Here is a 12,708-nt window from a genome sequence, read left to right as displayed (position 1 = left end):
AAGGAGCCTTTATTATGAAATTAGAAACACGCTATGCAGCAAGTCCTCGTGAAATGGAGCGTTTAAATACAACCGAATTACGCGAACAATATTTGGTTGAGTCAATCTTTATTCCTGGAGATATCTTGTTAACATATACGCACAATGACCGTATGATTTTTGGTGGTGTAACACCAACAACGACACCATTAGAAATCGTCTTAAGCACAGAACTCGGTGTGGATTACTTTCTAGAACGTCGTGAATTAGGTGTCATCAACATTGGTGGTAGTGGATCCATCACGATTGAAGGTGAAACGTTCGCCATGGAAAAACAAGATGGTTTCTACATTGGAAAAGAAACTAAAGACATTCAATTCATGTCAAACGATGCAAGTAACCCAGCAAAATTCTATGTTGTCTCGGTACCTGCACATAAAAAATATCCAAACATTAAAATTAGCATAGATCAAATTACACCACGCCTTGCAGGTGAAGCAAAGAGCATGAACGATCGCGAAATTTTCCAGTATATTCATCCAAATGTATGCGAAAGTTGCCAACTTCAAATGGGATATACGATTTTAAAGGAAGGTTCATCATGGAATACCATGCCAAGTCATACTCACGAACGTCGCATGGAAACGTATCTTTACTTTGATATTCCCGAAGGAAACCGAGTGTTCCATTTTATGGGTCAACCTCAAGAAACACGTCATTTACTCGTATCAAATGAACAAGCATGTATCTCACCAAGTTGGTCAATCCATACGGGTGTAGCGACATCAAACTACTCATTCATCTGGTCAATGTGTGGGGAAAATATTACATATGACGACATGGACCATGTCGCAATGGAAGACTTACGTTAATCAAAAAGGATACGTTGTATCCTTTTTTTGTGCTTGTGCATTTGAACTGACTATCCCCGGAACTTGCGTATAATGGATATTAAGACGAGGAGACGTAAAAAATATATGATTATAGCATTAACCGGAGCTGGAATTAGTAAAGCTTCAGGACTTAAAACATTTGATGAGATGCCGGGGGTCCGTCAAATGTTGAATAAAGAATTCTTAGAAAATAATCCCGATGCATTCCGTAACTCCGTATACAACATGCATGATTTGTTCATGGTTGCAAAACCCAATGATGCTCATCTTGCATTAGCTGAATATGGTGTTCAAATATTGACTATGAATGTTGATGGATTGCATGAAAAGGCTGGAAGTAAGCCGATTAACTTACACGGTACAATTCCGACACAGTTTCAAATCGATAATGATTTAGACCTAGAAAATCGTCCCGTACTCTATGGTGAAACAGCTCCAAACTATCCAAAAGGCATTGAGGCTATTAAAAAGTTAGGAAAAGATGATATACTTTTAGTAATAGGAGCATCGGAGTATACCGTCATATCCAATGACATTCGCCGCATTGCAGCAGAAAATGGCGCCCATGTTATTGAAATTCAACAGAATGCGGTAGCGAATACTCGAATTGTTCTAGAGAATCTTATAAAGGCGGGTATACAAGTATGATATTAGCATTTACAGGAGCAGGAATTAGTAAAGACTCAGGCATTAACACATTCATGGAGATGCCTGAAGTGCGTGATCGTTTGTACCGGACATTTGCGACGGCACATCCTCATGAGTATCAAGAAACGATTCGTGACCTTGTAAATGCAGTAAAAAATGCGGAACCTAATGATGCACATCGCGCTCTTGCGGAATACAAAATTCCAATCATTACGATGAATATTGATGGGTTGCATGAACGTGCCGGAAGTACCCAAGTTCTTGAAGTTCATGGAGTACTCCCTTCTGAAGATGAAATTGAGTATGCACATGAACTCTTTCATAAGCCCGTTCTTTATGGCGATCCAGCACCCAATTATGCCAAAGCAATTCAGAAAGTTTCAAAATTAGAATCTGGAGATATTCTTTTGGTGATTGGTGCATCGCGTTATACACAAATTGCCGTTCAGATACGTGAAATCGCTTATATGAATGGCGCTAACATCATAGAAATTCAAGATGATGCAACTTCAAAAGTACGAGATTTTCTATCACGAAATGCTTGATGGGGATAGACAAGCCCTAAAGGAGGATGTATGGAAACAACGATATTAGGTCGCACAGTAAAAGTTAAGATACACCGCCCAATGGGAAGTATGCATCCTGTTTATAGTTCGTTGCTTTACGAACTAAATTATGGTGAGGTAGAGGGTGTATATACACATGATAACGAACTCCAAGACGCTTACTTAGTTGGTGTTGAAGGGCCAGTGTCAGAATTTACGGGACAAGTTATCGCTGTTATTCATCGTGACAATAGTCCAATTACGAAATGGGTAGTGGCTCAAGAGGGGGCTATTTTCTATCATGACGACATTTTACGGCAAGTAAACTTTCAGGAACAGTACTTCAATATTACGATTGATGCACTCTATAAAGTATCGGCTGGGTTTTTAGTATATCGTGAACATCCTGAGCGTGAATACTTGTTGATTCGACTCCAAGACCAAGAGAACTGGTCATTACCTAAAGGACGTATCAAACGTGATGAGTTATCATGGGATACCGCAAATCGCGAGCTTTACGAAGAAGTAGGATTATCGGTTGACAGTGTCGAGACAACGCATTTTGTACTAGAGTACGACTACCGTGATCAGTATCATAAGAAAATCATTCTGTATCTGGGGTCTATCGACACCGAACAAGAAGTTATGAAACATCCAAAAATTGAAACATATGCATGGATGTCATATGATAAAGCCTATCAAGCGGTTGCAGGAACCTACTGGGAATCTATCATTGTTTCTGCAGAACAATGGCTCAATCCAATTCCATTACAATAAAGACATTCGTCAGATTAATACGATCTTCCGAATGTCTTTATTGCGATATAGATAAAACCCAAAATATTGACGAAAACTGCGATTAATGCCAACGACTGAAAAAAAGGCAAGGTAAATCCAATTTGATCGTATAGTGTTGGATAGTTCATGTTTAAATTGAAACCAATAAGTGACGTAAGAATGACATAACATGCTGCCGTAACGACACAGTTAAAAACGATGATTAAAATAAGAATGTAACGATTTTTGTTATAAATCATAAGCCCCTCCATTAAATACAGTATAAAATGAGAATGTAGTCTTAAGATGTGAAACTGAACAAAAACGCCACAATGAAATCGTATGTCATAGCATTCAGTTTGATTAAACAAAGAAATATCCTTATAATTAACCTATGATAACAGATACAATAGTTTCAATCATTACGGCACTTCAAGAAAGTGCTATATCCGTAATTCGGTTGAGTGGTGTTGAGGCAATCGCCTATGCCAATCAACTTTTTTCTCGTGATTTAACAAAGGCAGAATCGCATACTGTGCAATACGGACACATCGTTGATCCTGTCACAAACAATGTCGTGGACGAGGTTTTAGTGAGTGTTTTTAAAGCGCCTAAAACATACACACGAGAAGACGTCGTAGAGATAAGCTGTCATGGTGGTGTATTAGTAACAAAGAAAGTATTAGAACTATGCTTATCGGTAGGTGCTCGAATGGCAGAGCCAGGAGAATTTACCCAACGCGCCTTTTTAAATGGACGGATTGACTTATCACAAGCGGAATCTGTCATGGAATTAATTCAAGCTCCCAATGAATTTGCGCAAGAGATGGCAATTTCAGGAGTTCAAGGAAGTGTTAAAAAACTGATTGATCCCCTGCTCGAGCGATTGATTCAAATAATTGCAAATATCGAAGTAAATATTGATTACCCTGAATACGATGATGTTCAAGTGCTAACCGAAGATGTAATTTTACCGTTGTCAAAAGAATTCTTATCGGATTTAGACCGTATCTTAAAAGAATCAAAGAGTGGTCGAATCATGAAAGAAGGCGTTAAGACGGTTATCCTTGGGAAACCAAATGTTGGAAAATCAAGCATTCTTAATGTACTCTTAGACGAAGAAAAAGCTATTGTGACGGATATAGCCGGAACAACCCGAGATCTTGTGGAAGGGTGGATTCGTCTCGAAAACGTTGCCCTTCATCTTGTGGACACAGCTGGACTTCGAGAAACTGGAGATGTAATCGAGCGTATTGGAATTGAGAAGAGTCGCAAGGCTCTCGAATCCGCAGAGTTAGCTATCTTAGTGTTTGATGCGTCAAAAAAACGTGACCAAGAAGACCTAGAATTACTTGAAGCAACAAAAAATAAAGAACGAATTATCGTCTACAATAAGCAAGACCTCATTCAAAGTCATGATGAAGAGGGTGTTTACGTGAGTGCGTTAGATGGGGATATGGATGCCTTAAAGGAGGCTATAAACGTTCGTTATGTTGAACATACTCAAGCTTTAAGCAAACCAACATTGTCCAATCAGCGTCATATCGCAGCAGTTCAACGCAGTTATTTGGCAATGAAACGTGCGATTGAAGCCTTGGAATTTGGAATGGAACTTGATCTTGTTACGATTGATCTTAATGAATCGTATGTGGAATTGGCTTCCGTTGTAATGGCAAAAGAGGACATCAATGTCTTGGATGAAATCTTTGCTAGATTTTGCCTTGGAAAGTAGGAATAATATGGAATTAGGATGGATTGATTCACACGCCCACATCGCAAGTGACCCTTTGTTTGAATCATTTGATGAGATTGTGGTCCGCGCACAAGAGATGGGAATTACCAAAATAAATATTATTTGTGGAACATTAGCTGAAATAGAACGTGCACTTTCAAAAGTCGAAGGGAATCCGTTGTTTGATTTATCGGTTGGTGCTCACCCTATGGAACTGAATGCACTGCAAGAATCAGAACTGAAAGCAATGGAGGCGTATTATACGCATCCACAAGTAGTTTGTGTTGGTGAAATCGGTATTGATTACTATTGGGATGATTCGTATAAGGCCCACCAAGAAGCAATGTTGATTCGTCAAATCGAATTAGCGAATAGGTATGAACTTCCTGTTGCCATTCATGTTCGTAATGAAAAAGATGGAAGTGATGCAATTGATGATGTGATTCGGATTTTTAAAGAGCATCCTGTAAATCATCACGGTGTCATTCATTGTTATACTGATTCGGTTGAAAATGCGAAAACACTTTTAGATATGGGATTTTATCTCGGATTTGGTGGTGTTGTTACCTTTAAAAATGGCCAAAATGTACGCGATGCATTAGACGTTACGCCGATAAACCGAATCCTAACGGAAACAGATTCGCCGTACTTAGCACCAGTTCCAATGCGTGGTAAGCAAAATGAACCAGGGTTTGTATCCTATGTAGGAAAACATATGAACAATCACTTTGGAAAAGATATGCGCGAACAACTTCAAGAGAACTATAAGCGTCTCTATACAAAGACAAAATAAAAAATCTGAATGTAGTGAACTCCGAATTCTGGTGGGTTCAATGAATTAATATAATCAAGGATTGATTTCTGTGTCAACGGAAGTTAATCCTTTTTGTTTATCACAAATTGTGTTTGTTGCCGTATTGTAAGATACAATCGGAGATAGTGAAGTTATGAAAGAAGTTAGACTAAACGTATTCTTTGATAAATTATTTAAAGATTGAGTCGGTTTTAAAATGCATAAATCCCACTTAAACATGAAAAATCACAACATGAGCTAGAACATATTTTCTTTATATAGTTCACGACATACAATAGTCATATAGTAGAAGGGTAAATCAGATAATGGAAGAAAAAGATAAATATGTAACATACGAAATGTTGAGCCTTTATTTAACTAATATATTATTGCTAATTATTATCGCATTTTTATATATTTTGCATAATTTCACCGGTTCCATGTTATTTATTTATATTTCGCTTGTTGTTTCTTTATTTTTATTTATAAATATTAGTAAAGTCAGACGCAAAATGAAAAGGAAATGATATAAAAAGCATTTTAATTTTTGTCTACTTTCAAGCGCTAGACCATCTAACAAGATTTATATCAACAACGATGCCACACAAAGACAAAATAAAAGACTCCATATGGAGTCTTTTGCTTTATAAGCCTATATCATAGACTTGATGTGTACGATGACAACCATCGTGTTAGGAGCAATGGTTGTTGTTATTGCCAAAAGATTGAGAAAAAGGAAGGTCAATTGGCAATGCTTTGTTTTAAATTATAGATAATCTGGGGTGTTACGGATATAGATGCAGTTTTGAACCCTAAAATAACACTACCAAGGGAGGGTTCGTAAACAGGGGCAACAATTTCTACATTCAAGTCGCTTAATGCTTCTTTGAAAGGATCAAGTATAAAGACGCCACTGTTGAAGACACCGCCGGCATAAGAGACACGGACAGTATCTTTGAAATTAAGATTGGTATAAATACTACGAACCAGGCTAGCGAGTTCTGTTCCTGCTTCTTCAAATAGTGCTATAGCATAGGGGTCGCCAATCTTTGCAAGAACTCCAATATCTGTTGCCAGTTGTGCAATAATGGTTCGGTTATCACCATGTTCAATCACAAATTTCTGAATTAAATCAGAATCCTCTTTAAAGCTATGCTTCTGTTTCATGTATTCATAGAGTTCGGTCCGAGGAAGGCGGCCATCACTTTGTTTGGTAAATAATTGCATGTAATGTTGCGCAATCCAAGCAGCACTACCCTCATCACCACCGAAGGTATAATACCAACCGCCACTTGTATAGCGGTTTCCGTTATCATCAATACCGAGACCGATTGAACCGGTACCAGCAATGACACAGATGCCATGATCATCTGCTAGTGATCCTGCAAGTGCGTTATCAGTATCGTTACCAACAGCATGTGGAACATCTGCCAAAGCACGCGCAATACTAGCTTCAATCTGTTTCATATCTTCAGCAATATTACCGTATCCTGGGCAGCCGACGAAACAACCCGTGATTTCATTTAGAGAAATACCGCTATCATGAACCACTTTTTCTAATCCAGCTTTAAGTGTATCGTGAAGCCCTTCTAATCCGACTTGAAGGTAGTGAATTGTAGGGGTGATTAATTCGTGAATTATTGTGCCATCAGTTTGTACTAATGTAAATTTCGTTTTGGTGCCACCACCATCTATTCCAAGAATATACATAGTTCGTATGCTCGCTTTCTTTATTGAATTCATTATGTCATACCTATGGCAAAAAGCGTATATTATACTTGTATAACCTCAAGATACTACAAGTATAATTCAAGATATAACAAAAAAACTATCGGTTGATAGTTTTCAAGTTATTCAAGATACGGGATGATAATGGAATGTTGGCATATTTGAAAGCGAGAATAACACTTCCGATATCCGGCGAAAAAACAGGAGCTTGTGTATTGGGGAAAACAGATTTGATGGGGTCGAGGATGAGATTTCCACTTTCGAAGACGCCTCCCGCATAAGAAACTCGGACAGACGCATCCGGTTCGAGACAACAGGCTCTAATAATTTGAATAAGTTCAAAAGCTGCTTGTTGAAATATTTCAAGTGCGTACGGATCGCCTGCTTCTGCGAGGGTGTATACAACCCTAGAAAATGCTGCAGTATGGGTGCGTTGATTGTGAAGTAGGATGGTATTTGGAGTAAGTGCTTCAGCATTGAAATGGTATGTTAATGCTTGAACGGCTGATTGAAACATGTTTGATTGGGGATAACGCCCATCCATTTGTTTATGAAGTAGTGTGATGTACTGCGATGCAATCCAATAAGCACTACCTTCATCGCCACCGAATGCATGATGCCAACCACCACTGATAATGCGCTTCTCACCAAGAACGCCCATGCCAATTGAACCCGTTCCGGCGATGATACATACGCCATCATGTCCCTGTAGTGCCCCAGCATGAGCATTTTCAATATCATTACCGACTCGGTGCTTAATGGGTCCCATAGCGTGCGCAATAGCATCTCGTATCGAAGCTTCGTCATCTTTAATATCGCCAAATCCGGGACAGCCAATATATGCATAATCAATGAGAGTTTCGTGAAGCCCAGTTACTGAAAGAAGGTCATTAAGACCTTCTTTAATAATTTGAGTGATGCCATTGAGACCAACCTGCATATAGTGAATTGTAGGATATGTGTTGCGGTAGATGCTTTCTCCATACTGATTTGTGAGAATAAACGCTGTTTTGGTGCCACCACCATCAATTCCTAAATAATACATAGGACCTCCTGTTTTGATTAACGCTTGCGAACAATAACTGTAAACTCACTTCGGTTATGGAAAAGTTGACGTGCTGCTTCAATACGAACTGATTTACGTAATTGTGCAAGTGCGAGTAAGACATGGGTGTATTGGAAATTTTTCCCCATTTTAATTGTGATGATACCCCATCCATGATCTTCAAGGTGTGATGCAACATTCGCAAAAAGTTCAACACTCAGTTTCGATGACATTTTCATATCATTGACGACCATGGCATACTTAGTATCATGCACTGAATCTAAGAAATGCTGTGCAGTATCTTTGTAGTGTGTGACACCTTTGAGTTTTGCGACACGTGGGTCAAGTTTTGCAGGGTCAACCGCAATGACATGGTATCCACGTTCTTGTAAGACCCACGTCCATCCACCAGGAGCTGCGCCAAGGTCAACAGCAAGCCCGTTAGGGTCCACTGGAATGTTGAAGACGTCAAATACTTCGCGGAGTTTAAACTCGGCACGTGAGATCAGTGCGAGATCACGTGAAAAGTGAATCATTCCTCCTGACCATTTCGATAGTTGGAGTTGTGGTGTATTGTAGCCGTAGTAGATGGTCCACTCATGGAAGTATAGTGAAATGACACGTTCAGGGTTTTTAACATCGAGAGTATAGCCTTGAGCTACTAATTGGTCAGCCCAATCATTACGGAATGCAACTGCCTCTTCACGGAATGCTTTTTCTGAGCGGATCTGGATGGCGAATGAGTGGTTCTTGTCGATATGCGCACGTTCGATTAAATCGCCAGCGGTTTCAAAGGGTTCCTGATCGATGATTTCAAATAAATGACGGATAAAGACAATGGGTGTTGTACGGATAACTTCGTTGAGTTTATCAATTGGAAGTTTACTTTCTAATATTGCTTCGGTCTCCGTCAACCAAGTGAGCGTTCCCATTCCAGGGTGATGCTTAATTTCATAGATTAAATGTGATTGTGCATTTTCGTTACATGTAATGATATATTTCATAAGGTTCCTCAAGGTTTCTATTAACTGCACCCATCATACCATGTCAACGCTCAGAATAAAATTAGGGACAAAAGAAAACTCCACTTTTGCGGAGTTTCGTTAGTGTGTTGTCTTTTTAATGATAATATCACAGACAATTTGGATCACGAAGACAATCACAAGGATGACAATAACGCCAACCCATGTGACATCGGCCATTGAACGTCCATGTCCATATCGGATTACAAACGATGCAAGTCCACCACCACCTACGACGGCCCCAGATGCAGATAAGCCTAGAAGACTAATAAGCGTAATTGAGATAGATCTGAAGATGGAGGGAATACTTTCACGTAAATAGACTTTCCATATGATTTGGAGTCTTGATAAACCCATAGATTGCGCCGCCTCAATCAAGCCGCTGTCGACTTCTGAAAGCGAGAGATCTACTTGACGAATGAAGAAGGGCGTACATGCGACAATTAATGGGAAGATAACACCTTCGGCACCAATAATTGTTCCGGAAATGACACGTGTTAGTCCGGTTAAGACTGCAATTAAGATAACAAAAGGAATCGATCGGAACACATTCGTGAAAGCACTTAGAGTCTGATGAACAATTTTATTTTCATAAATCTTTCCAGGACCTGTAGTGACGAGAATAACTCCAAAAATAAGACCAAGAATGATGGAAAAGAATCCTGACACAGCAAGCATATAAACAGTTTCGATAATACTAATGATAAACTCGTCCCAGTTTGCTGCGACGTTGGGAGCAAGTGATGTAATAATTTCCATTATTTGTACACCTCAACTTTCGCATCGATGGTTTGTAGATAATCAAGTGCTTCATGACGGCGTTCGCCAGATAAAATCACAACCATTGAGCCAATAATGTCATGCTTAATTACTTCAATATTCGCGAAGACAATCGAGGTATCAACATCAAAAACACGACTTATATATGAAATAGTGGAATCTTTTGTGCTTTCACCGTAGAAATCGATGCGAATCAATTCCTGGTCATCTGCGAGATTGATGATTTCGGGGTTGTCTTGGAAAATCTGATGCAGTTGGTTAATGTTTGTTGTATTTGCAACAAAGTCCTTGGAAATTTGTGCCTGTGGTTTTGAGAAAATGGAGACAACGTCACTAATTTCTTTTACTGATCCACTTTCCATAACTGCGACACGGTCACAAATTTCTTTAATGACATCCATTTCGTGGGTAATTACAACGATGGTAATACCAAGCTTTTGATTCAGCGATTTAAGCAGAGTGAGTATAGTTTTTGTCGTTTGTGGGTCCAATGCACTTGTTGCTTCATCACACAGTAAAATTTTAGGGTCATTGGCGAGCGCACGCGCTATCGCGACACGCTGTTTCTGTCCACCAGATAGTTGGGAAGGATAGACGTCTTGTTTTTCGGGAATTCCTACAAGTTCGAGTAATGACTCCGCTTTTGCGTTTTTATCAGCTTTACTCATTTTAGTATTATGCATTGCAAGCAAAACATTCTCTTTGACAGTGCGTGATGTCATGAGATTAAATTGTTGGAAAATCATCCCAATATCACGACGGTGCTCTAAGATTTCTTTTTGACTTAGATCGGTCATGATGGCTCCATTGACGATGACATCACCCTGGGTTGGTCTTTCTAATAGATTAATACAGCGTACGAGTGTACTTTTCCCCGCTCCACTGTATCCGATAATCCCAAAAATTTCACCCGCATTAATTTTGAACGAGGCATCTTTTACAGCATATAAAACGCTGTGATTGGTTTGAAATTCTTTTGTTACATTTTTAAATTCAATCATAGGAAGTCCTTTCTAATAATAAAAAGCGCCCATCCATAAGGATGAGCGCGCTCATGTTACCACCTTAATGCGCCTTATCCTCACGAATAAAGCCTTAACAAGTATACGAAATACTTACACGATAACGGGTGATCCGATATGATTTTGGTTTCCCTTGACCATATAGCTCCAAGTCCATTTTCCGTATCCGTTATTTATCTGTTCGCACCTTGTCAGACTCTCTTAGAAACACTTGATACATACTCAACTCTTCGTTGCTTTGATGTAATTATCATGCATCGCATAGAAATTGTCAAATTGTAAGCGGTAGTTTTTGGATTAATATGTATGAGTGGTTCAAAGATATGCGAAGAAGGCACATTGATGTATAATAAGAGTATTAATTAGTGATCGTCATCAAACGTGAGGTCACATTTCTGGGAAGGGGGATTCGATGGATATTATCGAAAGACAGCGTCACTATTATAAGGATGGGCATACGCTTAATCCAACGTGGCGAAAAGAACAATTACGTCGATTGAAAGATGCCATAAAAGACTACGAGCCTTCCTTATATATAGCGTTTGAAAAAGATCTTGGAAAACATGCACAGGAAGTCTACCTCACCGAGATTGCAATCGTGTATCGTGAGATAGATCATATGCTTAAGTATCTCCATAAATTTCAGCGTCCTAAACGTGTTAGGACACCATGGATACTCGTTGGCCGACATAGTCGAATTCATCACTATCCCCGGGGTAATATCCTCATAATGAGTCCCTTTAACTACCCATTCCAGCTTGCAATCATGCCTTTAGTAGGAGCAATAGCGGGTGGGAACACAGCAATCATAAAAACATCTGAACTGACACCACATGTTTCAGCAGTACTTAAAGATATGATTACATCCATTTATGATCCGGCGTTTGTCTGTGTCATTGAAGGCGATGTTCATGTCAATCAGGAACTTTTGAAAGCATCTTATGATTTAATTTTCTTTACGGGAAGTCCCCGTGTTGGGAAAATTGTAATGGAATACGCTTCCAAACATCTGACACCTGTTGTATTAGAACTTGGCGGAAAGAGTCCAGCAATCGTTTTTGAAGATGCAAATCTGCGGCTTGCAGCACAACGAATTGCCTACGGAAAATTCGTAAATACAGGTCAAACTTGTATCGCTCCAGATTATGTTTTAGTCCATGAAAATATCAAAGAAAAATTCGTCCTATATATTAAGGAAGAGATTTTGAAATTGTATGGTCCAAATCCGCGCGAAAATCCTGATTACGGACGGATTGTATCAGAATCTCATGCCCACCGTTTACAACAAATGATCGACGCAGAAAAAAACAATATTTTGTATGGTGGAATGTATGATGGTCGATATATAGAACCAACATTGATCGATAACGAGATTTATGACGACGAAATATTTGGTCCAATACTTCCAATCAAAAGTTTTCAAACAAAGACAGAAATTATTGCGACCGTTAATATGCATCCTAATCCGTTAGCCGTCTATGTTTTCACGAAGACACATCAAGCAATTATTGATGAACTAAGTTTTGGTGGCGGAATGATAAACGATACACTACTCCACATCACGAACGAAGCATTACCTTTTGGGGGTGTACGCACATCAGGGATTGGAAACTACCACGGGAAATATAGTTTCGAGACATTTACCCATCAAAAAGCGATTATGAAGTCGGGGAGTTTTCCCTTAACCATGATGATGCCACCTTATTCAAAGTGGTATCATAAATATATTAGAAAATTCTTTTAA

The 12,708-nt window shown here is 39.1% G+C and carries 13 protein-coding genes and 1 other annotated feature; of the genes, 7 read left to right on the top strand and 6 right to left on the bottom strand.

The annotated features are described in order from the left end of the window. Nucleotides 1–14: 14 nt before the first annotated feature. From kduI to G7061_RS00515, 4 genes are all read left to right on the top strand, one after another. Nucleotides 15–851 carry a 5-dehydro-4-deoxy-D-glucuronate isomerase gene (kduI, locus tag G7061_RS00530; protein ID WP_240914421.1) on the top strand — a complete coding sequence of 279 codons (837 nt, stop codon included), beginning with the start codon at nt 15–17 and terminating at the stop codon, nt 849–851. Between the two features lie 105 nt (nt 852–956). Then, nucleotides 957–1,520 carry a Sir2 family NAD-dependent protein deacetylase gene (locus G7061_RS00525; RefSeq protein WP_159641744.1) on the top strand — a complete coding sequence of 188 codons (564 nt, stop codon included), beginning with the start codon at nt 957–959 and terminating at the stop codon, nt 1,518–1,520. Next, a complete protein-coding gene (locus G7061_RS00520; RefSeq protein ID WP_159641745.1) occupies nt 1,517–2,065 on the top strand; it encodes a Sir2 family NAD-dependent protein deacetylase in 549 nt (182 codons plus the stop codon). Before G7061_RS00525 ends, G7061_RS00520 begins: the two co-directional genes overlap by 4 nt. 30 nt (nt 2,066–2,095) lie before the next feature. Further along, nucleotides 2,096–2,842, top strand: a complete 747-nt coding sequence (locus G7061_RS00515; protein ID WP_159634977.1) for an NUDIX domain-containing protein — start codon at nt 2,096–2,098, stop codon at nt 2,840–2,842. A 14-nt stretch (nt 2,843–2,856) separates the two neighbouring features. On the opposite strand, the gene G7061_RS00510 is transcribed toward G7061_RS00515, so the two are convergent. After that, nucleotides 2,857–3,102 carry a hypothetical protein gene (locus tag G7061_RS00510; protein ID WP_166082578.1) on the bottom strand — a complete coding sequence of 82 codons (246 nt, stop codon included), beginning with the start codon at nt 3,100–3,102 and terminating at the stop codon, nt 2,857–2,859. A gap of 134 nt (nt 3,103–3,236) precedes the next feature. On the opposite strand from G7061_RS00510, the gene mnmE reads away from it, so the two are divergent. Both mnmE and G7061_RS00500 read left to right on the top strand, forming a co-directional pair. Beyond that, complete coding sequence (gene mnmE, locus G7061_RS00505; protein ID WP_166118002.1) at nt 3,237–4,574, top strand: tRNA uridine-5-carboxymethylaminomethyl(34) synthesis GTPase MnmE; 1,338 nt, start codon at nt 3,237–3,239, stop codon at nt 4,572–4,574. Between the two features lie 7 nt (nt 4,575–4,581). Continuing rightward, nucleotides 4,582–5,367, top strand: coding sequence for a TatD family hydrolase (locus G7061_RS00500; protein ID WP_166118000.1), 786 nt, complete (start codon nt 4,582–4,584; stop codon nt 5,365–5,367). A gap of 741 nt (nt 5,368–6,108) precedes the next feature. Here the strand turns inward: G7061_RS00500 and G7061_RS00495 are convergent. From G7061_RS00495 to G7061_RS00475, 5 genes are all read right to left on the bottom strand, one after another. Further along, complete coding sequence (locus tag G7061_RS00495) at nt 6,109–7,110, bottom strand: N-acetylglucosamine kinase (protein ID WP_166117998.1); 1,002 nt, start codon at nt 7,108–7,110, stop codon at nt 6,109–6,111. An 85-nt stretch (nt 7,111–7,195) separates the two neighbouring features. Beyond that, nucleotides 7,196–8,140, bottom strand: a complete 945-nt coding sequence (locus G7061_RS00490; RefSeq protein ID WP_166117996.1) for an N-acetylglucosamine kinase — start codon at nt 8,138–8,140, stop codon at nt 7,196–7,198. Nucleotides 8,141–8,157: 17 nt separating this feature from the next. Next, complete coding sequence (locus G7061_RS00485) at nt 8,158–9,144, bottom strand: SAM-dependent methyltransferase (RefSeq protein ID WP_159634995.1); 987 nt, start codon at nt 9,142–9,144, stop codon at nt 8,158–8,160. 99 nt (nt 9,145–9,243) lie between these two features. Continuing rightward, nucleotides 9,244–9,921, bottom strand: coding sequence for a methionine ABC transporter permease (locus tag G7061_RS00480; protein WP_166082574.1), 678 nt, complete (start codon nt 9,919–9,921; stop codon nt 9,244–9,246). Beyond that, the gene (locus tag G7061_RS00475; RefSeq protein ID WP_159641751.1) at nt 9,921–10,943 is read right to left on the bottom strand and encodes a methionine ABC transporter ATP-binding protein; all 1,023 of its coding nucleotides are present in this window, start codon (nt 10,941–10,943) and stop codon (nt 9,921–9,923) included. The genes G7061_RS00480 and G7061_RS00475 overlap by 1 nt, the downstream gene beginning before the upstream one ends. Before the next feature lie 34 nt (nt 10,944–10,977). Beyond that, nucleotides 10,978–11,207, bottom strand: a binding site (T-box leader). 169 nt (nt 11,208–11,376) lie between these two features. On the opposite strand from G7061_RS00475, the gene G7061_RS00470 reads away from it, so the two are divergent. Then, nucleotides 11,377–12,708, top strand: a complete 1,332-nt coding sequence (locus tag G7061_RS00470) for an aldehyde dehydrogenase family protein (protein WP_166117994.1) — start codon at nt 11,377–11,379, stop codon at nt 12,706–12,708.

This window comes from Erysipelothrix sp. HDW6B, from assembly GCF_011301115.1.
GTDB classification, from domain to species: Bacteria; Bacillota_I; Bacilli_A; order Erysipelotrichales; family Erysipelotrichaceae; genus Erysipelothrix; species Erysipelothrix anatis.
This window is presented reverse-complemented; position numbering and strand designations above follow the sequence as displayed.

Bases quoted from the DNA above. Each gene is read 5' to 3' on its own strand.
- kduI (WP_240914421.1), top strand. From the start codon at position 15: ATGAAATTAGAAACACGCTATGCAGCAAGTCCTCGTGAAATGGAGCGT.
- G7061_RS00525 (WP_159641744.1), top strand. From the start codon at position 957: ATGATTATAGCATTAACCGGAGCTGGAATTAGTAAAGCTTCAGGACTT.
- G7061_RS00520 (WP_159641745.1), top strand. From the start codon at position 1,517: ATGATATTAGCATTTACAGGAGCAGGAATTAGTAAAGACTCAGGCATT.
- G7061_RS00515 (WP_159634977.1), top strand. From the start codon at position 2,096: ATGGAAACAACGATATTAGGTCGCACAGTAAAAGTTAAGATACACCGC.
- G7061_RS00510 (WP_166082578.1), bottom strand. From the start codon at position 3,102: ATGATTTATAACAAAAATCGTTACATTCTTATTTTAATCATCGTTTTT.
- mnmE (WP_166118002.1), top strand. From the start codon at position 3,237: ATGATAACAGATACAATAGTTTCAATCATTACGGCACTTCAAGAAAGT.
- G7061_RS00500 (WP_166118000.1), top strand. From the start codon at position 4,582: ATGGAATTAGGATGGATTGATTCACACGCCCACATCGCAAGTGACCCT.
- G7061_RS00495 (WP_166117998.1), bottom strand. From the start codon at position 7,110: ATGAATTCAATAAAGAAAGCGAGCATACGAACTATGTATATTCTTGGA.
- G7061_RS00490 (WP_166117996.1), bottom strand. From the start codon at position 8,140: ATGTATTATTTAGGAATTGATGGTGGTGGCACCAAAACAGCGTTTATT.
- G7061_RS00485 (WP_159634995.1), bottom strand. From the start codon at position 9,144: ATGAAATATATCATTACATGTAACGAAAATGCACAATCACATTTAATC.
- G7061_RS00480 (WP_166082574.1), bottom strand. From the start codon at position 9,921: ATGGAAATTATTACATCACTTGCTCCCAACGTCGCAGCAAACTGGGAC.
- G7061_RS00475 (WP_159641751.1), bottom strand. From the start codon at position 10,943: ATGATTGAATTTAAAAATGTAACAAAAGAATTTCAAACCAATCACAGC.
- G7061_RS00470 (WP_166117994.1), top strand. From the start codon at position 11,377: ATGGATATTATCGAAAGACAGCGTCACTATTATAAGGATGGGCATACG.